This is a genomic window from Nocardioides sp. dk884 (genome assembly GCF_009557055.1).
Taxonomy (GTDB): domain Bacteria; phylum Actinomycetota; class Actinomycetes; order Propionibacteriales; family Nocardioidaceae; genus Nocardioides.
The window spans coordinates 712145-735178 of record NZ_CP045649.1; the positions used below are offsets into that span (position 1 = coordinate 712145).

Here is a 23034-nt window from a genome sequence, read left to right on the forward strand (position 1 = left end):
CCCGGACGCGGAATGGTTCCTGCATGAGCCACACCGCGTCCTCGGAGCTTCCCGCCGCGGCGCGGGTGCGTCACCTGACCAAGACCTACGGCGAGGGCCAGGCGCTGGTGCGTGCCCTCGACGACGTCAGCCTCGACATCGAGGCCGGTCGGTTCACCGCGGTGATGGGGCCCAGCGGGTCCGGGAAGTCCACGCTCATGCACTGCTGCGCGGCGCTGGACCGTCCCGACTCGGGCAGCGTGCTGATCGGCGAGGAGGACCTGACCCGGTTGCCCGACAAGGCGCTCACCCGGCTGCGCCGCGACTCGATCGGCTTCGTCTTCCAGTCCTTCAACCTGGTGCCGACCCTCGACGCGCGGGAGAACATCGTGCTCCCGCTGTCGATCGCGGGGCGGCGCCCGGACCCCGCGTGGTTCGACCACGTCATCGACACCGTCGGGCTGCGCGACCGGCTCAGCCACCGGCCCAACGAGCTGTCCGGCGGCCAGCAGCAGCGCGTCGCGGTCGCGCGGGCGCTGGTGAGCCGCCCGACGATCGTGTTCGCCGACGAGCCCACCGGCAACCTCGACTCCCGCTCGGGCGCGGAGATCCTGCAGCTGCTGCGCAGCAGCGCCGACGACGGCCAGACGATCGTGATGGTGACCCACGACCCGATCGCCGCGGCGTACACCGACCGGGTGGTGTTCCTCGCCGATGGCCGGGTGGTCGAGGAGCTGCGGCAGCCGACCCGTGAGTCGGTCCTCGAGGCGCTGGCCGGGTCGGCGTGATCCGCGCGGCGCTGCGCAGCCTGCTGGCGCGCAAGGTGCGCCTCTTGATGAGCACGTTCGCGATCGTGCTGGGCGTGGCGTTCGTCGCCGGGACCCTGATGTTCTCCGACATGCTCAACCGCAGCTTCACCGCGCTCTTCGACGCGACCGTCGGCGACGTGGTCGTCGAGCCCGAGGGCGCCCAGACCGCCGACGGCTTCTTGTCCACCAACACGGTGCCCGCCGCGGTGGTCGACCGGCTGGCCGGGCTGCCCGGCGCGGCCCGGGCCGACGGCCAGGTCGAGGCGGACGGCGTGTACGTCGTGGGCACCGACGGCAAGCTCGTGGGCGGCTTCGGCCCGCCCGGGCTCGGCGGCAGCTGGAACGACGCGCCTGCGGCCGGCGGGCTCACGGGGCTGGAGATCCTCGAGGGTGAGGAGCCCCGGGGCCAAGACGAGGTGGTGCTCGACGAGCAGACGGCCGAGAAGGCCGGCTACGACCTCGGTGACCGGGTGGAGATCACCACCGGCGGGGAGACCAGCACCATGGACCCGGTGCTGGTCGGCATCGCCGGGTTCCCCGAGGGCGGCTCGCTCAGCGGCGCCACGCTCGCGCTGTTCGACACCCGCACCGCCCAGCAGCTCTTCCTCGACGGCCAGGACGCCTACACCGAGGTGTGGGTGACCGCCCGAGACGGGGTCTCCCAGCAGGAGCTCGCCGAGCAGGCGGACGAGGTGCTGCCCTCCGGGATCGACGCCGTCACCGGCGAGGACGCCGCCGACGCGGCGGCCAGCGACCTGCTGGAGGCGGTCTCGTTCCTGACCACCTTCCTGCTCATCTTCGCCGGCATCGCGCTGGTGGTCGGCTCGTTCCTGATCGTCAACACCTTCTCGATCCTGGTCGCCCAGCGCAGCCGCGAGCTGGCGCTGCTGCGTGCGCTGGGGGCCAGCCGGGGGCAGGTGGTGCGCTCGGTGCTGCTCGAGGCTCTGATCCTCGGTGCCGTCGGCGCCACCCTCGGCCTGGGGCTCGGGGTGCTCCTGGCGCGCGGGATCGCCGCGGTCGTGGGCCGCTTCGGGCTCGACCTCAGCGGTCAGGAGCTGGTGCTGGCCCCGCGCACCGTGCTGGCGGCGTACGCCGTCGGCGTCGTGGTCACCGTGGTCGCGGCGTACTTCCCGGCCCGGCGCACCGGCCGGATCGCGCCGGTGCAGGCGCTGCGCGACGACGTGGCGCTGCCCGAGACCTCGCTGCGGCGCCGCTTCGCCCTCGGCCTGGCCCTGGTCGCGCTGGGGGCGCTGGCGATGGTGGCCGGGCTCGGCGCGCTCGACGGCGTGCTGGACGTGCCGCGCCGGGGATGGGTGCTGGGTGCCGGCGTGCTGGCGGTGCTGCTCGGGGTGAGCGCCGCCAGCCCGGTGCTGGGACGCCCGCTGCTGGACCTGGCCCGGGCGGTCCTGGCCCGGGTCTTCGGGTTCGTCGGGCTGTTGGCGGGCCAGAACGCGCTGCGCAATCCGCGGCGTACGACCGCGACCGCCTCGGCGCTGATGATCGGGCTGACCCTGGCCTGCACGATGGCGATCATCGGGAACTCGGCGAAGGCGAGCGTCGACCGTGCCATCGAGGAGAGCTTCGTCGGCGACTTCGTGGTCAGCAGGCTGTTCGGGGCGCCGTTCTCACCCGACGTCGCCGAGGAGATGAGCGAGGTGCCCGGGGTGCGGCGGGTGGTCCGTGAGCGCTTCGGGGCCGGGCTGCGGGACGGCTCCCAGGTCGCGCTGGCGGCGACCGACCCCGGGGAGATCGACTCCCTGGAGCTGGCGGTGACCCACGGGGAGCCCACGCTGCGGGCCGGCTCGGTGCTGGTGCAGGAGTCCTGGGCCGACGACGAGGGCGTCGCCGTCGGCGACGAGCTGGACCTGCAGGTGCCCACCGGGACGGTCACCTGGCGGGTGGCGGGGACCTTCGAGGACAACCCGGTCGTCTTCGCCCCCGTCCTGACGAGCGTCGAGGACCTGGTCGCGGCCGGCTTCCAGGACCGCGACAACGCGCTGATCGTCTTCGGCGCCCCCGGCACCGACGTCGCCGCGCTGCAGGCCCGGCTGGACGACGTGGTCGCCGACCAGCCCGCGGTGACCGTCAAGGACCAGGCCGAGTTCGCCGCGGAGCAGCGCGAGCCGATCGACAACCTGGTGCTGACGATCTTCGCGCTGCTGGGGCTGGCCCTGGTGATCGCGGTGCTGGGCATCGTCAACACCCTCGCCTTGTCGGTCATCGAGCGCACCCGCGAGATCGGGCTGCTGCGTGCGATCGGGCTCTCCCGTGCCCAGCTGCGCCGGATGATCACCTTGGAGTCGGTGGTGATCTCGCTGCTGGGCGCCGTGCTCGGGGTGGTGCTGGGGGTGATCTTCGGGGTGGCGCTGATGCGCGCGCTGCGCGACCAGGGCCTGGAGGTCATCAGCGTGCCGACCGGGCAGCTCGCGGTGTTCCTGGCGCTGGCGATCGTGGTCGGGGTGCTCGCCGCCGTGTTTCCCGCGCGCCGCGCGGCGCGGCTCGACGTACTGACAGCGATCGCGACCGACTGAGCCATTTCGTATATGAAATCGTCCATTCAGGTGACGGCCCGCGTGAGCGGACCCTAGTGTCGGACCCGTGGAGCTCACCGTGCAGACCGATGGACGCAGCCTCAAGCACGTGCAGGTGCGTGAGTACGTCAGGTCCCTCGTCGCCGGGGCCGAACCCGGCACCCCGGCCCCCTCGGAGCGCGAGCTGGTGCACCTCTTCGGGGTCGCGCGGATGACCGTGCGCCAGGCGATGGACGCCCTGGTGGTCGAGGGGCTCCTGGAGCGCGTGCCCGGGCGCGGCACGTTCGTGGCCCGGCCGCGACGCGCGGCCAGCCAGATCCTCGGCTACACCGAGGAGATGACCCGCCGGGGCCTGCAGCCGGAGTCCCAGACCCTGCTCGCCCGCCGTGAGCAGGCCGGCCCCGGGGTCGCCCGCGCGCTCGCCCTCACCGAGGGCGACGCCGTCCTGCACTGGCGTCGGCTGCGGCGCGCCGACGGCGCGCCGATGTGCATCGAGGACGCCTACCTCAACGAGGTGCTGCTGCCCGGGTTCCTGCAGTCCGGCATGCCCACCAGCCTGTACGACGCCCTCGGCGCCCGCGGACTGCGCCCGACCTGGGCCGAGGACTCGGTGACCGCCGACCTCGCCAAGGCCGAGGAGGCCACGCTGCTCGAGATCGACCGCGGCGCCCCGGTGCTGCGGCACGCGCGTCGCGCGCTCGTCGGGGAGACGGTCGTGGAGGTCTCGCGCACCGTGCACCGCGCCGACCGCTACACCCTCTACGTGCAGCTGGGCCAGGACGACTGAGGCTCGCTCCTCAGGTGAGCTGACCGAGCGCGGCGACCGGCTCGCCGGTCTCCTCGCAGACCCACAGCGGGTCCGGTCCGCCGAGATCGGGCTGGATGTAGAGCGAGTGCTGCGGGGCGTCGTCGCCGCACGCCAGGCACACCGGCCAGCGGCCCTCGGTCTCGAGCAGCGCGTCCTGGACGTCCTGGGCGACCAGCCCGGCGACGTACACCTGACCCTCGGGCCACTGCTCGGCCCACCAGGTGCGGGCGGAGACGGCGTCCTCCAGGGCGCTGACCGCCCCGGGGGTCGCGCGCTGCCGGGCTTCGAGGTCGGCGAGCACCCGGGCCCTGGCATCGAAGAGCAGTGCGTTGTCCACACCCCCATTGTGCGGTCGTTTCAAGGGCGACGGTGCCCGGGCAGCCCTTGAGGGTCGGTCGCACGCGGCGGCCGCGGGGTGGAGGAGGCGCGACATGGCGGCTGGGGACGTGTTCGTGGAGCGGTGGCTGGACCTGCGGCGAGTGCCGGAGGTGATGGACGACGCCGCGGGGCAGGCCGCGACGATCGTCGAGCACGCGGTGACCTGGGTGGCGCGCCGCGACGGCTTCGAGCCGAGCCCGGTGTGCCTGCTGCGGCCGCTGGCCGAGGCAATGGACCAGGTGGCCGCCGCGTTCGAGGAGCTCGGTCGTCGTTTCGCCGGGCAGTGGCAGGAGGTCCGCGACGCGGTCGTGGCGAGCACCGCCGAGCTCGAGCGCGCCGACCGGGTCGCGGCGCAGGACGCCGCGCGGGTGCACGCCCAGCTGCCTGGGGCGGCCTGAGATGGCCGTTCCCACGCTGGTCGACATCACCCTGGCCCCGCCGGCGCCCGGCACCCGCGAGATCGCGCACGACCCCACCTTCATGGCCTGGGACGCGACCTTCTCGGAGCTGCGCGACGTGGCGAACCTCGGCATCGACGCGCTCAACAAGGCCGGCGCCGGCCTGCCCCGGCTGCCCGAGGAGAGCCTCGAGGAGCTGATCGTCCGGCCGCTGTCCGGCGACTACGCCGCGATCCGGCAGAACGCCAACGCCTGCGGCGACGTCCGCTCCGCGCTGCACGTGTGGGCCGACAACCTGCTGCGGCTCTCGGTCGGCGTCGACCCGGCCTGGGGCGGGCAGGCGGCGACGGCGTACGTCGTGCAGGTCAACCTGCTCGGGCTGGCCGGGCGGGCCGTGGCGGAGCTGGTCGGCGCGGGTGCCGAGGTGCTGGAGGTGGTCGCCGGCTTCGTCGAGCGGCTGGCGGTGGAGGTCGAGCGGCTCCTCGTGGACCTCGGCCAGGCCCTGTTCCGGCTGGTCGCCAAGCTCAGCTCCAAGGTGGCCGGCCCGGTGGGCTGGGCCGCGTTCGCCGCCGAGCTGGTGACCCGCGGTCTCGACGCGGTCACCGACATCATCGACGATGTCCGGCTCGTGGTGGACCTGGTGCGCACCCTGCTGGACCTGCGCGACACGGTCACCGCGTGGGTGAGCGAGCAACGCGAGCGCCTCGCGCTCTTCGCCGAGCTGCCGGGGCTGATGTCGCGGTGAGCGGCTCGGCGCAGGAGGCGGTGGAACGGGTCCTGGCCCGCGGCGCGCTGCTGCACGACCGGGCGCGCGCCCTCGAACGTGCGGGCCACGGCGACCCGGTGGTCCGCGCCGCGCTGCGCAGCGCCCTGCACGAGGCGACCGGGCCCGAGGCCCCGCTGGTCCCACGCACGGTGGGGGACCGGGTGCGCCGCGGCACCCTCACCTGGGACCGGGTGTGGCAGGACCCGCAGGAGGTCGGGCCCGAGGCGGTGCTGGTGGTGCGACGGGCGCTCGCCGCGCTGGCGCGCTCTGCGCGCGAGCAGGGCCTGGGGTCCTAGCATCGAGCCATGACCACCGCGCCGCCGCTGCTCGAGGTGACGGTGCTGCACGAGCGCGACGTGCCCGGCGCCGTGAACGGCGGCGCCGACCGGCTGCACCTGGTGAGCCACGCGGGCGGCCCGGAGGACGGGCCGACCTCCCCGGAGCCCGCGACCGTGTCGGCGGTCTGCCGGGCGAGCGAGGTCCCGGTCTTCGTGCTGCTGCGGCTCAACGGGTCCTGGACCACCACCGGCGGTGAGCTGACCCGGCTCGCCGGCCTCGCCCACGACTACCTCGGCGCCGGCGCGGCCGGGGTCTCCTTCGGGTTCCTCGACGTCGACCTGGGCATCGACACCGGCGTGTGCGTCGAGCTCGCCCGGACGCTGCGCGGGGTCCCGTGGACCTTCCACCGCGGCTTCGACGCGGCGCTGGAGCCGCAGCGTGCCTGGCGCGACGTCGCCGGTCTGCCCGGGCTGGTCGGGGTGCGCTCGGCCGGCTCGCTGCGCGGCATGCAGTCCGGCATCGACGAGCTGCTCGCGACGGTCGCCGACGACCCGGTCGCGGCGCGGCTGCTGGTGGCCGGGGGCGGGCTGCTCGCCGAGCACGTCCCGTGGCTGCTGCGCGCGGGGGTGGGCCAGTTCCACCTCGGGCGCCAGACCCGGCCCGGCGCGACGTACCGCTCCTACGTCGACGCGGGGCACGTGCGCTCGTGGCGCCTGCTGCTCGACGACGCCGCCGAGCGGATCCGATGATCCTGCTCGACCCGCCGCACGTCCCGGGGCACGGCCGGTTCTGGTCGCACCTGGCCAGTGACGCCTCCTTCGAGGAGCTGCACCGCTTCGCCCGCGGCGTCGGCATCCCCGAGCGCGGCTTCGACCGCGACCACTACGACGTGCCGTCGGAGTGGTACGACGACCTGCTCGCTGCCGGCGCCACCCCGGTCTCCTCGCGCGAGCTGGTCGCCCGCCTCAACGCCGCCGGCCTGCGCCGCCGCAAGACCCCGCGCCCCCGCTGATCCTTCGCCGAGTCGGCGCCAATGGTGCGCCGAGTCGGCGCCAATGGCGGCGGGGTCAGTCGATCAGCGCGAGGAGGCCGGTCAGCTCGTTCTCGAGGTTCGCCCGGGCAGGCACCTCCCAGCGCTCCAGGGCGTACGGCGTGCGGAACAGGCGCTCCTTGGCTGCCAGGCCCTGCAGCACCTGGGCCCGCCCAACCCGGAAGGTCGCGTCGTCGAGGTGGTCGTACTCCACGCGGACGGCGGCGGCGTAGGCGGCGTACCGCTCGGGAGGGGCGGCGAGGATCGCGAGGTCGGCGTCGGACAGCGCGCACCCGTTGGCGTCGTCGGGCGCCGGGTCGTGGGTCTCGGTCAGCCGCACCAGGCGAGCCACCTCGGCGACCTCCACGTCGTCGAGCAGCCCCACCAGCGCGTCCTCCGCCCAGGCAGCGGAGCGTTCTTCGGCGTCGCGCTCCCCGTCGTACACCGCGTCGTGGAACCACGCCGCCAGCAGCACCGGCACCGGGTCGTAGACGAAGCCGGCACGAGCCAGCTCGCTGAGACGCCGCAGCACCTCAGCCAGGTGCTGCACGTCGTGGTAGCCCCGGCTCGGGTCGGCGTACGCCGCGTGCAGTGCGTCGCGCAGCTCGGGGGCGTCGGGCAGGGGCCAATGATCCGCAGGGTCCACGGCTCCATCTAAGCAAGCCGCTACGGTGTCGCCAACCAGCACGCCGGACAGATCCCAGGAGACGACAGATGGCAGTGACCCCCGAGCGGATCCGCGCGGTCGTGGAGCAGTACGTCGAGCTCGTCGGCCGCGGGGCCGCCGACGAGATCGCCGGGCTGTACGCCGACGACGCGAGCGTCGAGGACCCGGTTGGCAGCGAGCCGCTGACCACCCGGGAGCAGATCCGGGAGTTCTACGGCAACCTCAGCGGGGCCGACATCAGCACCCGGTTGATCGACGTGCGCATCTGCGGCAATGAGGCGGTCTTCCACTTCGAGGTGGCCACCCGGGCCGGCGAGGCGTCCTACACGGTCGCGCCCTTCGATGTGATGACCTTCGACGAGCAGGGCCGGATCACCTCGATGCGCGCCTTCTGGAGCCAGACGGACATGAAGGTCAGCTGACCGGGTCCACCGTCGGCGTCGGCGTCGGCGTCGGCGTTACGGTCACCGTGACGGTTGGCGTCGGGGTCGGCGTCGGGCTCGGGGTCGGAGTCGGGGTCGGCTCCGCGGTGGGCGTGGGCGTGGGCGTCGGCGTGGGTGTCGGCGCGGCCGGCCGGCACTGGGTCGGCTGGCCCGAGGCGGTGGAGCGGGGCAGGAGCAGGATGCCCACGGAGGTGCCGCGCCCGGTCGTGACCGACACGTTGGCACGCCGGTAGGACGTGAACATGCAGTAGCTGGTGCGGGTGGTCATCCACCCGCCGCGGTCGGCCTGCGGGTTGGCGACCACTGTCAGGCCGGTCTGGGTCGTCAGCTGACCGCTGAACTGGAACCGGCCACGGGAGTCGGCGGTCGTGGTGGCGAGCTTGGTCCCGGCCCGGTCGAAGAGCATGACCTCCGCGCTGGCCAACGCGAAGGACGGGTCGGCGCCGTCCGCCACCGTTCCGCTCACCCAGGCTCCTCGCCTGGTCCACACGAACGTGCTCGCCAGGTCGGCGCGCCCGGCGCGGACCCGGGCGCCGCGGACCCGGCCGTTCTGGGGGAGATAGCTGCCGACGCCGGGCGCCACCATCGTGTAGCCGCCAGGGTGCAGGCCGCGGAAGGTGACGGTGCCGTCCCGGCGGCTGCGCGCGCTCCACCACTGTCCGCTCGCCTTGCTCACCACGGTGACGGTGACGCGCTGACGGACCTTGGAGCCGGCGACCCGGTCGTAGCGCAGGTCGACGAGGAGGGTGCCGCCGCGGGTGCGCAGGTGCGGGTTCACGTTGCGGACCTGGCCGAGCTTGAGCCCGCCGGCCCAGGCGCTCTTGTCGACCCAGGTTCCGGTGCGGTCCCAGGTGAACAGCGAGTACCGCCCCGGCGGCAGGCCGCCGACGGCGAACTCGCCCCGCGCGTTGGCCTTGGTCTCGAAGGACTGCTCCCCGGCGTTGGCGGCGATCACCTTCGCGCCGGGCAGCACCTTGCCGCCGCCGCGGGCGACGCCGGTGATGCCGGCTCCGCGGACGAGTCGCACGTTGCGCTGCACCTTGTGACCGGCACGCACCGTGACGGTGAGGTCACCGGGGGCGTACTTGGTCAGGTCGTACGCCGGGCGCTGGTCGACGAACTGCAGGCGGTAGGTGCCCGGGGCGATGCTGAGGGTGTAGATGCCGTTGCGCACGGTCTTCTGGCCGAGGTAGCGCCAGTCCTTGCTGAACCACAGCATCTTCAGCCGCGGCGCGGTCCGCTGGGGGCCGGTGATCTCGCCGACCACCGTGCCGGTGCTCGGGACACCCGTCGCGGGCGGCGGTGTCGCGACCGCGAGCAGCAGGCCCGCGACGAGCGCGACGAGCGCGAGCAGGACGGGCACGCGACGGATCCGCAGGTTCTCCACAGGGTGGAGCCTAGGGAAGCCCGCTGATGCGCACTCTCAAGTTCTGCGAAGGCTCTCCTCAAGATCCTCCGGGCCGTCCACCGGCGCCGGCTGCATCGCCCAGCGGATGGTGCCGGTGGCCAGCGACCCCAGCGCCCGGACGACGGTGCGCTCGGTCACCGGCAGCCAGGGCAGCCGCAGCGGCCGGCGGGTCCACGCGGGCATCAGCGCGACCGCGGCCGCGCCCAGCACGGCGTACGGCGGGCGGGCCGCGAGCGGCAGCGGCGGGTGCAGCAACACGTGGGCGACCGCCTCGCGGGCCTCGGGGGTGGCGCGCAGCTCGGGGCGGTAGGAGGCCAGCGTGGCGGCCAGCTCCTCGGTGGTCGTCGGCGGGTCGACCACGCCCAGGCGGCGGCCGACCTCGGCGAGCTTGGCGAGGTAGGTGTCGCGGCCCGCGGCGTCGAGGCGCGTGTGGCCGTAGACGTCGTGGGCGCGCAGGAAGCTGTCCGCCTCCGCGGCATGCACCCAGCCCAGCAGGTGCGGGTCGGAGGCGGCGTACGGCGTCCCGTCGGGCATCGTGCCGCGCACCCGCTCGTGGATGCGGCGGACCCGGGCGATCGCGGCCTCCGCGTCCTCGACGTGGCCGAAGGTCGTGGTGGCCAGGAACGTGCTGGTGCGCGCCAGCCGGCCCCAGGTGTCGACGCGGTAGTCGGAGTGCTCGGCGACGCCGCGCATGGCGGCCGGGTGGAGGGTCTGGAGCAGCAGGGCGCGCAGGCCGCCGACGAACATCGAGGCGTCGCCGTGCACCGTGGTGATCGGCGAGCCCGCCTCGAACAGACGTGGTCCGGGGCGACCGTGGATGCGCTGCCTGTTCACGTCGCCGTCCGAGCCGGCGACGCGCTGGAAGATGGCCTGTCCGAGCTGGTCCCGCACGCCCATGTCGGCCAGCGTACGGATCACGGCCTGAGAACGGCGTCGGCCGCCGCGAGCGGGGCTCGCGGCGGCCGGAAGCGAGGGCCGAGGAGGTGGCTCAGGCCGACCAGGCACGCACCCAGATCGCGTTCGCGGAGCTGCCCAGGCGCTCGAGGGAGCCCTCCGAGGGCGCGGCGGCGACGTCGGTGACGACGTACCCGAGCTCCCCGGAGGTGGCCAGGGTCTGGCCGGTGACGTTGTCGCCCTGCTCGGCGAGCAGGTCGTTGAGCTTGGCGAGCACGCCCGGCACGTTGCGGTGCAGGAAGCCGAGCCGGTGCTGGCCCGAGGCCAGCGGCGGCGTGGCGACGGCAGGCATGTTGACCGACAGGGCGGTGCTGCCCTCGAGAGCGAAGGAGACGAGCTTGCCGGACACGAAGCGCCCGATCTCCTCCTGCGCCTCCTGGGTGGAGCCGCCGACGTGCGGGGTGAGGATCACGTTGTCCAGGCCGCGCAGCACGGACTCGAACTCGTCGCCCTGGGCCTTCGGCTCGACCGGGAAGACGTCGAGCGCGGCGCCGGCGAGGTGCCCGGACTGCAGGTGGTCGCGCAGCGCGTGGTCGTCGACGACCATGCCGCGCGAGGCGTTGATGAACAGCGCCCGCGGCTTCATCTGGGAGAACTGGGTGGCGCCGAAGAGACCGGCGTTGCCGGGGCGGCCGTCGATGTGCAGGCTCACGACGTCGGAGATCGCGAGCAGCTCCTCGAGGCTGTTCATCCGGCGGGCGTTGCCGTGGGCCGGGCGATCGGCGGTGTCGTAGAAGACGACCTGCATGCCGAGCGCCTCGGCGACTGTGGAGAGCTGGGTGCCGATGTTGCCGTACCCGACGATGCCCAGGATCCGGCCGCGCACCTCGTGGCTGCCCTTCGCGGACTTGTCCCACACGCCGGCGTGCATCCGCTCGATCTTCTCGGGCAGGCGGCGCGCGAGCGCGATGATCTCGCCGATCACGAGCTCGACCACGCTGCGGGTGTTGGAGTACGGCGCGTTGAAGACCGCGACACCGCGCGCGGAGGCGGCGGCCAGGTCGACCTGGTTGGTGCCGATGCAGAAGCAGCCGATCGCGAGCAGGTCCGGCGCGGCGGCCAGCACCTTCTCCGTCACCGTGGTGTTGGAGCGGATGCCCAGCATCGACACTCCGGGCAGGGCGGCGATGAGCTCGTCCTCGGAGAGCGAGCGGCTCAGCAGCTCGACCTCGAAGCCACGGGCCTCGAGCTGCTCGACGGCGACGGGATGGATGTTCTCCAGCAGCAGGACCTTCACGGTTACTCACTGTAGGACTGCGCCGCGCTCCGGGCCTGATCGGGCCGGTCCTCGGACGGGGTGCGTGACGTACGGCGCACCGGTGCCCCCCTCCCCATGTAACGCGGGGTTATCGACGCTGCACACGTGGTGTACGCCGTGGGAAGCGTCCACAGCACGATGTCAGTCGTCCGCCGCGGCACCCCGGGAAACCGGTGGCCCGGGGAGACCCCGGGTGTCTAACGTCGCGGCCATGACCCCGGACCCCGACTCCTTCCTCGCCCTGGCGCGCAGCTCGCCGTGGCGCTGGACCACGCTGCACCTGGCGCACCGGTCCGGGTTCGCGGGGGCGTGCGAGGCCTGGATACGTCGTCCGGGCGCGCTGCTGGTGCGCGACAGCGAGGGCCGGTGGCACCGGGAGAGCGGGCTGCCCTACACCCGCGGCACGCTCATGGTCTTCACCGCCGAGGGGACCCCGCCCCCGGACCCGGTGCCGGAGCACACCTCGGTGCTCCCGCACCAGATCGCCCCGCCGTTGCGCGCCGACGGGCTGGTCGAGTGGCGCCCCGAGCGCCTCGACCTCGACTACGACGACCCGATGTACACCAACTACAGCTGGGTCGCGATGCTCGACCCGGTCGAGCTGAGCCACCACGTGGCGGTGGACCGGCTGCGTACCGACGTCGTCGCGGACCGTCCGGCGTGGCGGGCCGACCTGCGGGCGTTGCCCGGCTACGACCCGCGGTGCGGCGGCAACTGCTGCGAGCTGCTCTACAGCGAGGCGGGGATGCGCGCGGACCTCGACGAGGACGAGGAGGTGCCGCCGAGCTGGCGGGGCCGGTCCTACCCCGACCACTACGACGTCGCCCTGGACGTGCAGACCGGCGTGGTCGTGCGCTGCCTCCCGGTCGGCGGCCCCGACGACGCGCCCTGGCTGGAGAACGACATCCTCGAGGTCGACGCCGACCTCGACGATCTGTTCGACGGCCCCGGGACGAGCTGACGGCGTCGCTGGCCGCCACACCCGCCGACTCGCGCAACCAGTGGCGCCGACTCGCGGAAAGGGGTCAGGCCGGCAGGTCCTCGGCGTCCAGGATCCGGTAGGCGTAGCCCTGCTCGGCGAGGAAGCGCTGGCGGTTCTGGGCGAACTCCGCATCGACGGTGTCGCGGGAGACGATCGTGTAGAAGTGCGCGGACTTGCCCTCCGACTTCGGGCGCAGCAGCCGGCCGAGGCGCTGGGCCTCCTCCTGGCGCGAGCCGAACGAGCCGGACACCTGGATCGCCACCTCGGCGGAGGGCAGGTCGATGGAGAAGTTCGCGACCTTGCTGACCACCAGCAGCCCGATCTCCCCGGAGCGGAAGGCGTCGAAGAGGCGCTGGCGCTCCTTCACGGTCGTCTCGCCCTTGATCACCGGGGCGTCGAGCTCGGCGGCGAGCTCGTCGAGCTGGTCGATGTACTGCCCGATCACCAGCGTCGGCTGACCGGGGTGGGCGGCCACGATGTCGCGCACCACCCGGGTCTTCTCCGCGGTGCAGGAGGCGAGGCGGTAGCGCTCCTCGGGCTCCGCGGTCGCATAGACCAGCCGCTCCGCGCTCGGCAGCGTCACCCGCACCTCCACGCAGTCGGCGGGCGCGATCCAGCCCTGCGACTCGATGTCCTTCCACGGCGCGTCGTACCGCTTGGGCCCGATGAGGGAGAACACGTCGCCCTCGCGGCCGTCCTCGCGCACCAGCGTCGCGGTCAGCCCGATCCGGCGGCGGGCCTGGAGGTCGGCGGTCATCCGGAAGATCGGCGCGGGCAGCAGGTGCACCTCGTCGTACACGATCAGGCCCCAGTCGCGGGCGTCGAGCAGGTCCAGGTGCGGGTAGGCGCCCTTGCGACGCAGCGTCAGCACCTGGTACGTCGCGATCGTGACCGGCCGGATCTCCTTGACGGCGCCGGAGTACTCGCCGATCTCGTCCTCGGTCAGCGAGGTGCGCTTGACCAGCTCGTCCTTCCACTGCCGGGCGCTCACGGTGTTGGTGACCAGGATCAGGGTGGTCGCCTGGGCGTGCGCCATCGCCGCGGCCCCGACGATCGTCTTGCCGGCGCCGCAGGGCAGCACGACCACACCGGACCCGCCGTGCCAGAACGACTCGGCGGCGTCGCGCTGGTAGTCGCGCAGCTCCCAGCCGTCCTCGACCAGCGAGATCGCGTGCGCCTCGCCGTCGACGTACCCGGCGAAGTCCTCGGCCGGCCAGCCGAGCTTGAGCAGCGCCTGCTTGAGGTTGCCGCGCTCGGAGGGGTGCACGACGACGGTGTCGTCGTCGAGGCGGTCGCCGAGCATCCCCTTGATCTTCTTGGCGCGCAGCACCTCCTCGAGCACCGGCCGGTCGGTGCTGGAGAGCACCAGACCGTGTGTGGGGTGCTTCTCCAGGCGCAGCCGGCCGTAGCGGGCCATCGTCTCGGCGACGTCGACCAGCAGCGCGTGCGGTACGGCGTAGCGGCTGTAGGCCAGCAGCGTGTCGACGACCTGCTCGGCGTCGTGGCCGGCGGCGCGGGCGTTCCACAGCCCGAGCGGGGTGAGGCGGTAGGTGTGGATGTGCTCGGGACTGCGCTCGAGCTCGGCGAACGGCGCGATCGCCTTGCGGCAGTCCGCGGCACGCTCGTGGTCGATCTCGAGCAGCAGGGTCTTGTCCGACTGGACGATGAGGGGGCCGTCGTTCACCCGGCGAGTGTACGGAGCGGGCCGATGCGCGTCCCGGTCGTCGGCTCAGTCCGGGACGGGGCGGACCACGGAGATGCGGTGCACCGCGAAGGTGCGCACGTCGTCGGAGCGGTGGTCGTGGGCCGTGAGCTGCCCGCCCTCCACCGAGATCGGGTCGACCACGCGCTCGGTGGAGGTGCCGTGGTTGTCGACGTAGCCGATCAGCACGCTGGTGCGGGTCTCGACGGCCTCGCGCAGCGCGGCCAGCGAGCCGCTCGGGGTCAGCGGGGCGGCGGCACCGGTCGGGCGGGCATCGGCGGCCCGGTCCCCGGAGCGGATCGCGGTGACCACCGCGGCGACGGTGGCGGTGGCCCGCGCCGCGCTGGCGCCGGCGCTGCGGCGGTGCTCCTTGGGGGTGCGGGCCCGCAGCAGGTCCGGGCGCGAGACGCGCACCGTGCCGTCCGGGGCCTCGACCACCGGCGCGGCGCCGAGGTCGCGCAGCCGGGGCAGCAGCACGTCGATCGGGGTGTCGCTGATCAGCACCGTGGGCGCGATGCGGCGCAGGCCGAGCGAGGCGGCGCGCGGGTGGTGCAGCAGCTCGGCGAGCGCGGTCTCGTCGTCGGCGCGCAGGAACGCCTCCGCGTGCCCGACCCGGATCGTGCCGAAGGTCCGGGCGGTGTCGTCGACGAGGTAGGTCAGCGGCTGCGGCACCGGGGTGCGCGAGACCGAGGCGAGGAACTCGTGCAGCTCGGCCGCGCCCCAGCCGGTGTCCAGGGCGCGGCGTACCGACCCCGGCGTGAAGCGGTACGTCGTCGCGCCGCCGCGCGACTCCACGTCGGCGACGAGCGCCAGGCGGCGCGCGAGGGTGGACTCCAGCGGTCCGGGGGCGACGGCGGTCAGGTCGGCCTGGAGCAGCACGTGGTCGACCGGCTCGGGCATCAGCCGGGTCAGGGCGGGCACCGGGTCCGCGCCGTCGAGCAGCTGCCGGGCGGGGCCGGACAGGCCGCCGAGCGCGGTGACGCCGAGCGCCGCGGCCTCGTCGAGGGACCAGGCGACCAGCTCGGCGCGGGTGCGCGGCCGGCGCGGGCGCAGCCAGGCCAGCCGGGCCACCAGTGACGGCGTGCCGGTGCCGGTGGCCAGGACCCGGTCGCGCGGCAGCGCGGCCAGCTCGCCGAGCGTCATCCGCCGGGTCTCCACCACGTGGGTGCCGGCGAGGTCGGGGGCCAGCGCGTTCCAGGTCTTGCCGGCGTTGTCGCGGGTGCCGACCAGGCCGGGCAGGCGGGGGGAGGCCAGCCAGGCGCGGACCAGGGCGGTCCAGCGCTCGGCCGGGGTGGTGGCGATCCACAGGTCGAAGGCGTCGGTCGGGACCCAGGCCGGGTTGCCGTTCGGGTCCGCGGCGGTGGCGAGCAGCCCCGCGGCGGAGGCCACCTCGACGACCAGCGCCGCCGTCGGCTCGTCGACGTGCAGCAGCAGGGCCGTCGCCCGCAGGTCGCGCACCCCGAGGCCGCCGCTGCGCAGTGCGGTGGGCGGGTGCGTGCTCCAGTGGTCGAGCAGCAGCTCCACGCGGCGTACCGCCTCGAAGGCGGTGCCGGCCGCGGCCCGGTCGACGAGGTCGCCGGCGCGCTCGCTGGTCACCAGCGCAGGCGGGGAGCCGACGCTCTCGCGGGTGGTGTGCCCGCCCCGCAGCGCGAGGCCGACCTCGCCGGGCAGCACGACGACACCGCCGCCGCGAGGCACCAGCAGCCGGCGGGCCAGCAGCTCCTCGGCGGGGGTCCGTGCGTCGTCGACGCTGACCACGTGGCGGGAGGTGCCGGTGGTGGCCTCGCCGCCGTGCTCGGCCACGTGCTCGAGCAGGGTGCGGGCGGGCTCGGACAGCTCGCCCAGGCGCTTCTCGATCTCCGCGGGGGAGCGGGGCTCGGCGCTGCACGGCTGCAGACCGCTGGTCCCCGGCCCGGAGCCCAGCGCGTCGGCGACTCCGGTCAGCGGGCGCAGCCCCGCGGGGCTCTCCCAGACCAGGGCCAGGTCACCGAGCCGGGCCAGGGCGCCGGCGACGTCGGCGGGCTCGGCGTCGACCACCGCGGTCAGCTGCTCGGCGCGGGTGTGGCCGAGCACGACCAGGGCGTCGAGCACGGTCAGCTCGAGCAGGTCGAGCTGGTCGAGGGCGCGCAGCAGCGAGGACCGCACCGCGGCGCGCGAGGCGAGCTGGCTGGAGTCGTGGGGGACCGGGCTGGCCAGGTCGGGGCGGGCCTCGAGCAGGCGGGAGAGCCGCTCGTCGGACCAGCTGCGCAGCTGGTCGGCGAGGGAGCGGAAGCCGCTGGGTGTCGCAGGTCGTCCGGGCATCGTTTCCCACGCTATCGGCCCGCCGGCAGCGGGCGCGGGGAGGTCCGGCGAGCGGATCGCCAGGTGTCCTCCTCCACAGCGCGGCCCCGCCGCTGTGCGACGGGAAGCGCCGTCGCGCGGGGATGTGATGGGATCGAGTGAGCACCAGCCGTCAGCCCAGAAGGAGTGGGACGCCATGACCGACCCGACGCCGGAGACCGCCCGGCCGCCGCACAGCGGACCGCGGTCCTACCGCCCCGGGGAGTGGTACGCCGTCCTCGGCCCGCGCACGGTGCTGCTGCTGCCCCCCGACCAGCGCGCCCGCGCGGCCCGGCTGTGGGAGCTGGCCGACGAGGGCGCCGACCTCGAGGACCTCCTCGACGCGCTGCTCGCCGGCGGGCTGCGCTCGCTGTCCGGGTTCGCCCTGGCCGGGGTGGTCGAGGGCGGGGACACCCGGGTGCTGCTGCGCGGCCCGGTGCACGCCGAGCTCCGCGGCGCCGACGGGGTGGTCTCGCTGGACGGCACCGAGGCCTCGAGCTTCCTGGACCGGTGCGTCACGGGGGTCCAGCAGGTGACGCTGAGCGCCGGCGAGGCGAACGGCCCCGACCTGGTCCTCACCGACGGGCTGGTGCGGGCCGCCCGCGTCGACCATCCGCCGTACGTCGCGCCGGCGCCGGACCCGCCGCCGGCGCCTGCTGCCGCGGTGCAGACGCCGCCGGCCGCGCCGTCGCCCCCGCCTCCGCCCCCGAGCACCCCGCCGCCTCCGCCTCCGCCGGCGCCTGCTCCGCCGGCGCCCGGCGCCGTACCGTTCGGCGGTCCGGACACCGGGCCGATCGGGGCGGTGGACCCGGAGGCCGAGGCGCCCACGGCGCTCGACCTGCCCGCGGTCCCCGACTTCCCGCCGGTGCCGCCGCCGCCGATGGGCGGGCCCTCCCCGGTCCCGGCCACCCCGCCGCCCGGCGCACCGGTCGGATGGGGAGCCGGTCACCGCGAGGTCTCCTACCACCGCGGCGACGACGACCCCGGGCACCCGGCCGAGTCCGAGCCGTTCGCCCGGGAGGTGGAGGCGCCCGTGGCGCGACTGATCGTCTCCGACGGCACGGTCGTCGACGTGGACCGTCCGGTGCTCATCGGCCGGGCGCCCTCCGCGGGTCGCGCGATGTCGGGGGAGGACGCGCGGCTGGTGACCGTGCCGAGCCCGCACCAGGAGATCTCCGCGACCCACCTCGAGGTGAGCCCCGGGATCGGGGCCGACACCGGTTCGGCGGTGGTCACCGACCTCGGCTCGACCAACGGCAGCGTGCTGGCGCGTCCGGGCCTGCCGCCCGAGGCGCTCCAGCCGGGCATCGCGGCGCTGCTCGTCCCGGGCTCGCTGATCGACCTCGGTGACGGGGTCACCATCCAGGTCACCACGCCCTGACGGCCGAGCCGGTGCGCGAGCTGACCCGTTGTCCGCCGGCCGCGCTGGAGCGCCGCTTCCACGCCGCGGTCCTCGACCTGCTGGTCCTCGCGCTGGGTGCCCTCGCCCCGGCGTACGCCGTGCACCGGCTGGGCGCCGACCTGCCCACCGTCCTCGGGGTCGGGGTGGGGGCGCTGCTGGTGGCGGCGGTCCTGGAGGCGGTGGCGCTCGGGCTGACCGGCTCCTCACCGGGCCGGACGGCGCTCGGGATCCGGACGGTCGGCATCGATGGCGTCCCGGTCGGAGCAGGACCGGCGCTGCTGCGCGCGGCCGTGCTCGCCGTCGCCGGGGTCGCGACCCTCGGGGCCGGCCTCGCGGTGTTCGCCTGGACGGCGCTGGTCGACCCGAGCGGGTGGCGGCGGGGGTGGCACGACCGGCTTCTCGGCACGGTGGTCCTCGACCTGCGCCGCGCCCCCGCCGGGCCCGAGGACCAGGCACCCGCGCACCCGGCGCCGATCAACCTGACCGCGATGCGCCTCCTGCCCGCGCCGGCGCCGCTCGCGGCGACGTCCGCGGCGACCTCTGGGGCGACGTCCCGGGCGGCCTCCCGGAAAGCCTCCCGGACGGCCGCCCGGACCCTCCCTGCCCCGGTCGCGGCGTCCCCGGCCGCCGCGCGGTGGCGGGTCCGCTTCGACACCGGGGAGAGCTTCGTGGTCGAGGGGCTCACGCTGATCGGGGGCGACCCCGAGGCCGGCGTCGAGCCGGTACGGCGCCGGGTCGTGCTGGGCCCGGGGGACGCGTCGGTGTCGCGGACCGACGCCCGGCTGCAGGTGGTCGCCGGCGGGACCCTCGTGATCATGGACCGCGGGTCCACCCCCGGCACCGTCCTGCTGCGCGGCGGCGCCCCGCGCGAGCTCGCCCCCGGCCGACCCACCACCTTGCTCGCCCACGACCGGGTGCGCTTCGGGGCACACCTGATGGAGGTGCTCCGCGAGGGGTGAGCGCCGGGCCGCTGCCCGGGCGGTGGCCGGCTTGCTGAGTTAGGTGCGCAACCCCGGCACCCCCGCCCCCCGGCACCCCCGCCCCCCCGGCACCCCCGGGGCCAGGCACCACCCCGACGTCAGCGGGCGATCAGCACCGGCACCCGGGTGCGGGTGCCGGTCGCGCCGCGCCAGGTGACCACACCGTCGTCGAGGGGCCGCGCGCCGGAGGCGGGGCCGCTGACGCGCACGGTGTAGGTCGCGGACTCACCGGGGGCGAGGCGCACCGCGGCCGGGGTGACCCGGACGTCGTAGCGCCCGAAGCCGGAGGCGGCGGAGGAGAAGTAGAGCGGCTGGTCGCCGACGTTGGTGATGGTGCGGCGCGCGACCTCGCGGCCCTCGCGCAGCACGATCGAGGGGGTGTTGAGGTGCCGGCCGAGGGTGCCTTCCAGCCAGCGGCGGTAGTCGCCCGGGTCGAGGTCGTGCACCAGCCCCGGGCGCGGGGCGAGGTCGGGCTGCAGGCGCCCGGCTCCGGTGCGCAGCACCGGCCCCGGCACCGCGGCGCTCGTGGTGGCGAGCGCCGAGCGCACGGCGGCGGCCGACCAGTCGCGGCGGGCACGGAGCCGCGCGGCGACGCCGCTGGTGTACGCCGCGGCCGCCGAGGTGCCGCTCGTGAAGTCCCAGCGTTCCGCGCGTGCACCGGGCGGTACGGCGCTGAGCAGCCCGGTGGCGGGGGCGAGCAGGTCGGGCTTGAGGACGGCCGCGGCCGGGTCGCCGGCGGGGGAGAACCCGGCGACCTTCGAGCCTGCCCGGCGCTCGCCGTCGGGGCGCAGGGTCACCAGACCGCCGGGGTGCGCACGCGCCCAGGCGCGCAGCCGGGCGCCCTGGTCCCGGCCGAGGTGCACGCTCGGCACGCTGTGCAGGTCGGCATCCACCGAGCCGCGCCGGGTGTTGATCAGCACCATGCCCGCTCCATCGGCCAGCTCGACGGCGGCGGACTTGTCGACGCGGCCGACCAGGCCGCGCTCGCACACCACGACCGCGCCGCGCACCTGCGCTGTGTCGAGGCTCGCGGGAGCGCACTGGCGGGCCCGGTCTCGGTCGACCCCGGGCGCGGGGGCGGCCGCGCCGAGCACCAGCGGCGCCGGACCGACCCGGTGGGAGGAGGCCATCGCGCCGGGGAGCTCGGTGCCGTCGCCCAGGACCACCCGGCCGCGGCGCTGGACGCCGGCGGTGCCGCCGACCGTGGTGACCCACGGCGCGGGGTGCGCCGCCCCGGACCGCGTGCCGGAGTTGCCCGCCGCGGCCACCACCACGATGTCGGCCTCGGCGGCGCCGAGCAGGGCGCGCTCGACCGTGTCGATGCGCCCGGGGGTGGTCGTCGACCCGCCGACCGCGAGGCTGAGCACGTCGACCCCATCGGCGGTGGCCCGGTCGATCGCCGTGACCAGGTCGGCGCTCGCGCAGCCGTCGTCGGCGGGGTCGGGTGCGGTCCAGCAGGCCTTGTAGACGGAGAGGCGCGCCTGCGGAGCGGCTCCGGAGTGGCGCCCGAGGTCCTCGCGCCCCACCCGCACCGTCACGTCGTCGTTGCCCGCGGCGATCGATGCGATGCGGGTGCCGTGCCCGTGGTCGTCGCGCGGGGAGAGCGAGGACGCTGCGCGCAGCCGGTCGCGGCCGAACCCCTCGACGTACCACTGGGCGGCCAGCACCTTGTCGGTGCACGCGGAGGCGTCCCAGTCCGCCCCGGTCGCGCAGGAGCCGCGGAAGTCGCGGGGCTCGCGGCCCAGGCCGGGGGATCCGGAGAAGACGGGTCCGTCCGAGTGCAGCCCGGTGTCGACCAGGCCGATCACGGTCCCCGCGCCGCCGGTGTCGCGTCCCGGGCCCGGAGTAGCGCCGACCACCGAGGCGCGGGTACCGGCGAGCGGCCGCACGGTGTTGGGCTCGACCAGGGCCACCTCGGGGTCGGCGCGCAGCGCGCGCACCTGCGCGTCGGTGAGCTCGACGGCGACCCCGCTCAACGCGGTCGTCCAGCGATAGACCGGCTCGGGGGCGGCGACGCGGTCCAGCACCCGCTGCTGGCGCGCCAGCTCGCGCGCCGGGCCGGTGGGGAACGTCCGGTCGGCCCCGGCCGATCCCGGCCCGGTCAGGGTCACCAGGTGCAGGCGCACCCCGTCGGCCTCCGCGGCGCCGGGGGCGCCCGGCGCGGCCGCGGCCGAGGCGGGGGAGAGACCAGGCGCAGCGACCCCGCCGCCGGCGACCAGTGCAGCGACCAGTGCAGCGACCAGTGCAGCGACCAGCGCACGGCCACCCGCACCCGCCGGGCGCGTCACCCTGGTCCGCCTGCTGCCCATCTCGACCCCTCGGCCCGTTGCGTCAGTGCCACGAGTCCCACGACCTGCGGGACTCGCGCCCCTAGCCTGTCCGACACGGGCCCGCGCTGACAAACATCTCGTTGCGCCCCGGCCTCTAAACTCCGCCCATGACCGCGACCCCGGAGCCCACGCCCCTGGTGGTCGGCTTCGACCTCGACCTGACCCTCATCGACACTGCGCCCGGGTTCCAGGCGGTGCTCCGGGCCCTCGGCGCCGAGCTCGGCGTGGACTTCCCGGCCGAGGAGATGACCCGGCGCCTGGGCCCGCCGCTGGAGCACCTGCTCGGCCCCTACCTCCCCGCCGAGACGATCCCGGCCGCCGGCGACCGCTTCCGCGAGATCTATCCGGCGCACGCGATCGCCTCGGTGCCGGCCCTGCCGGGCGCCCACGAGGCGCTGGCCGCCGTACGACGCCACGGCGGGCGCACGGTGGTGGTCACCGGCAAGTTCCCCGACAACGCGCGCCTGCACGTCGACCACCTCGGCCTCGACGTCGACGTGCTCGAGGGCTGGGTGTGGGGCGTCGGCAAGGCCGCGGTGCTGCAGCGCGAGGGCGCCTCGGTCTACGTCGGCGACCACGTCCACGACGTCGAGGGCGCGCTGGCCGCCGGGGTGACGAGCGTGTCGGTGCTCAGTGGCGGCTGCACCCGCGAGGAGCTGCTCGAGGCCGGCACCCACGTGGTGCTCGAGGACCTGGGGGAGTTCCCGGCCTGGCTGGAGGAGCACCTGCTCACCTCCCGGCTCGCCGCGCTCGAGGCCGACCTGCGCGCCCGGGGCTCGCTGCTCGTGGCGTTCAGCGGCGGCGCCGACAGCGCGTTCCTGCTCGCCGCCGCCGTCCGCGCCCTCGGACCCGACCGGGTGGTCGCCGCGACCGGGCTGTCCGACGCGCTGGCGCAGACCGAGCTCGCCCCGGCCCGGGCCTTCGCCGAGGACCTCGGCGTCGAGCTGCTCACCCCGACCACCCACGAGATCGAGCGCGGCGGCTACCGCGCCAACGAGGGCGATCGGTGCGCGTTCTGCAAGGCCGAGCTGCTGGAGGTGCTGACCCCGCTGGCCCGCGAGCGGGGGCTCTCGGCGGTCGCGACCGGCACCAACGCCGACGACGCGGTCGCCGGGTTCCGCCCCGGGATCCGGGCCGCCGCCGAGCGCGGGGCGGTGACACCGCTGCGCGACGCGGGGCTGACCAAGGCGCAGGTGCGCGAGGCCTCGCGCCGCTGGGGCCTGGCGACCTGGGACAAGCCGGCCGCGGCCTGCCTGTCCTCCCGGGTCGCGTACGGCGTGGAGATCACCCCTCGCCGGCTGGCTCGCGTCGAGCGGGCCGAGGCGGGCGCGCGCGCCGCGCTCCACGACGTACCGCTGCGCGACCTGCGGGTCCGCGACCTCGGCGAGCGCGCGTCGGTCGAGATCGACGCGGGGCTGCTGCCGCTGGCACCCGCCCGGGAGGCACGGGTGCTGACCGCCGTGCGCGAGGCCGGGTTCGCCGAGGCGGCGCTGGACCCGCGGGGGTTCCGCTCGGGGTCGATGAACGAGGCGCTCGAGGCCGACCGCTGGTCCTGAGCCGCCGATCGTCGCCGTGCCCGCCAGGCGGGTGACCGAGTGGTGCACGCCACGT

The 23034-nt window shown here is 75.2% G+C and carries 21 protein-coding genes; 13 read left to right on the forward strand and 8 right to left on the reverse strand.

Features of this window, described 5'->3' with window-relative positions; translation table 11 throughout:
- Window positions 1-23: 23 nt before the first annotated feature.
- The 3 genes from GFH29_RS03445 to GFH29_RS03455 all read left to right on the forward strand — a co-directional run bounded on the left by GFH29_RS03445 (window position 24) and on the right by GFH29_RS03455 (window position 4106).
- Entirely contained in the window at window positions 24-767 is a 744-nt protein-coding gene (locus tag GFH29_RS03445) for an ABC transporter ATP-binding protein (RefSeq protein ID WP_153322059.1), read from the forward strand.
- Window positions 764-3319 (forward strand): ABC transporter permease, encoded by a 2556-nt coding sequence (locus tag GFH29_RS03450; RefSeq protein WP_153322060.1) that lies wholly within the window; start codon window positions 764-766, stop codon window positions 3317-3319. Before GFH29_RS03445 ends, GFH29_RS03450 begins: the two co-directional genes overlap by 4 nt.
- 67 nt (window positions 3320-3386) lie before the next feature.
- Window positions 3387-4106 carry a GntR family transcriptional regulator gene (locus GFH29_RS03455; RefSeq protein ID WP_153322061.1) on the forward strand — a complete coding sequence of 240 codons (720 nt, stop codon included), beginning with the start codon at window positions 3387-3389 and terminating at the stop codon, window positions 4104-4106.
- Between the two features lie 10 nt (window positions 4107-4116).
- On the opposite strand, the gene GFH29_RS03460 is transcribed toward GFH29_RS03455, so the two are convergent.
- Complete coding sequence (locus tag GFH29_RS03460; protein ID WP_153322062.1) at window positions 4117-4464, reverse strand: hypothetical protein; 348 nt, start codon at window positions 4462-4464, stop codon at window positions 4117-4119.
- A 94-nt stretch (window positions 4465-4558) separates the two neighbouring features.
- On the opposite strand from GFH29_RS03460, the gene GFH29_RS03465 reads away from it, so the two are divergent.
- From GFH29_RS03465 to GFH29_RS03485, 5 genes are read left to right on the forward strand one after another with little or no spacing between them, the layout of a single operon-like run.
- Window positions 4559-4903, forward strand: a complete 345-nt coding sequence (locus GFH29_RS03465) for a hypothetical protein (protein ID WP_153322063.1) — start codon at window positions 4559-4561, stop codon at window positions 4901-4903.
- 1 nt (window position 4904) lies between these two features.
- Window positions 4905-5648 carry a WXG100 family type VII secretion target gene (locus GFH29_RS03470; protein ID WP_153322064.1) on the forward strand — a complete coding sequence of 248 codons (744 nt, stop codon included), beginning with the start codon at window positions 4905-4907 and terminating at the stop codon, window positions 5646-5648.
- Window positions 5645-5965: a hypothetical protein gene (locus tag GFH29_RS03475; protein ID WP_153322065.1), complete on the forward strand. Its 321-nt coding sequence runs from the start codon at window positions 5645-5647 to the stop codon at window positions 5963-5965. Before GFH29_RS03470 ends, GFH29_RS03475 begins: the two co-directional genes overlap by 4 nt.
- Before the next feature lie 9 nt (window positions 5966-5974).
- Window positions 5975-6697 carry a copper homeostasis protein CutC gene (locus GFH29_RS03480; RefSeq protein WP_153322066.1) on the forward strand — a complete coding sequence of 241 codons (723 nt, stop codon included), beginning with the start codon at window positions 5975-5977 and terminating at the stop codon, window positions 6695-6697.
- Complete coding sequence (locus GFH29_RS03485; RefSeq protein ID WP_153322067.1) at window positions 6694-6960, forward strand: DUF4031 domain-containing protein; 267 nt, start codon at window positions 6694-6696, stop codon at window positions 6958-6960. Before GFH29_RS03480 ends, GFH29_RS03485 begins: the two co-directional genes overlap by 4 nt.
- 55 nt (window positions 6961-7015) lie before the next feature.
- On the opposite strand, the gene GFH29_RS03490 is transcribed toward GFH29_RS03485, so the two are convergent.
- Window positions 7016-7624, reverse strand: a complete 609-nt coding sequence (locus GFH29_RS03490; RefSeq protein ID WP_153322068.1) for a hypothetical protein — start codon at window positions 7622-7624, stop codon at window positions 7016-7018.
- A gap of 68 nt (window positions 7625-7692) precedes the next feature.
- On the opposite strand from GFH29_RS03490, the gene GFH29_RS03495 reads away from it, so the two are divergent.
- The gene (locus GFH29_RS03495) at window positions 7693-8067 is read left to right on the forward strand and encodes a nuclear transport factor 2 family protein (RefSeq protein WP_153322069.1); all 375 of its coding nucleotides are present in this window, start codon (window positions 7693-7695) and stop codon (window positions 8065-8067) included.
- On the opposite strand, the gene GFH29_RS03500 is transcribed toward GFH29_RS03495, so the two are convergent.
- From GFH29_RS03500 to serA, 3 genes are all read right to left on the reverse strand, one after another.
- Entirely contained in the window at window positions 8060-9475 is a 1416-nt protein-coding gene (locus GFH29_RS03500; protein WP_153322070.1) for an MSCRAMM family protein, read from the reverse strand. The two genes, GFH29_RS03495 and GFH29_RS03500, sit on opposite strands and share 8 nt — an antisense overlap.
- A 36-nt stretch (window positions 9476-9511) precedes the next feature.
- Window positions 9512-10393: an oxygenase MpaB family protein gene (locus GFH29_RS03505; protein WP_153322071.1), complete on the reverse strand. Its 882-nt coding sequence runs from the start codon at window positions 10391-10393 to the stop codon at window positions 9512-9514.
- 91 nt (window positions 10394-10484) lie between these two features.
- Complete coding sequence (gene serA / locus GFH29_RS03510; protein ID WP_153322072.1) at window positions 10485-11687, reverse strand: phosphoglycerate dehydrogenase; 1203 nt, start codon at window positions 11685-11687, stop codon at window positions 10485-10487.
- A 232-nt stretch (window positions 11688-11919) separates the two neighbouring features.
- Between serA and GFH29_RS03515 the strand changes: the two genes are divergently transcribed.
- On the forward strand, window positions 11920-12669 hold the full coding sequence (locus GFH29_RS03515) for a hypothetical protein (protein WP_153322073.1): 750 nt from the start codon (window positions 11920-11922) through the stop codon (window positions 12667-12669).
- Window positions 12670-12733: 64 nt separating this feature from the next.
- Here GFH29_RS03515 and GFH29_RS03520 read toward each other — a convergent pair whose 3' ends face one another.
- Window positions 12734-14374, reverse strand: a complete 1641-nt coding sequence (locus tag GFH29_RS03520) for a DNA repair helicase XPB (RefSeq protein ID WP_153322074.1) — start codon at window positions 14372-14374, stop codon at window positions 12734-12736.
- Window positions 14375-14419: 45 nt separating this feature from the next.
- Window positions 14420-16693, reverse strand: coding sequence for a helicase C-terminal domain-containing protein (locus GFH29_RS03525; protein ID WP_153322075.1), 2274 nt, complete (start codon window positions 16691-16693; stop codon window positions 14420-14422).
- A 175-nt stretch (window positions 16694-16868) separates the two neighbouring features.
- Between GFH29_RS03525 and GFH29_RS20420 the strand changes: the two genes are divergently transcribed.
- Together GFH29_RS20420 and GFH29_RS03535 are read left to right on the forward strand one after the other, a co-directional pair.
- Entirely contained in the window at window positions 16869-18092 is a 1224-nt protein-coding gene (locus GFH29_RS20420) for an FHA domain-containing protein (RefSeq protein ID WP_194288906.1), read from the forward strand.
- Window positions 18093-18103: 11 nt separating this feature from the next.
- On the forward strand, window positions 18104-19072 hold the full coding sequence (locus tag GFH29_RS03535) for an RDD family protein (protein ID WP_153322076.1): 969 nt from the start codon (window positions 18104-18106) through the stop codon (window positions 19070-19072).
- A gap of 119 nt (window positions 19073-19191) precedes the next feature.
- Here the strand turns inward: GFH29_RS03535 and GFH29_RS03540 are convergent, their stop codons facing one another.
- Window positions 19192-21381 carry a S8 family serine peptidase gene (locus GFH29_RS03540; RefSeq protein WP_194288907.1) on the reverse strand — a complete coding sequence of 730 codons (2190 nt, stop codon included), beginning with the start codon at window positions 21379-21381 and terminating at the stop codon, window positions 19192-19194.
- A 149-nt stretch (window positions 21382-21530) separates the two neighbouring features.
- Here GFH29_RS03540 and GFH29_RS03545 point away from each other — a divergent pair, with 149 nt between their 5' ends.
- Window positions 21531-22979 carry an HAD hydrolase-like protein gene (locus tag GFH29_RS03545; protein ID WP_153322078.1) on the forward strand — a complete coding sequence of 483 codons (1449 nt, stop codon included), beginning with the start codon at window positions 21531-21533 and terminating at the stop codon, window positions 22977-22979.
- Window positions 22980-23034: the final 55 nt, after the last annotated feature.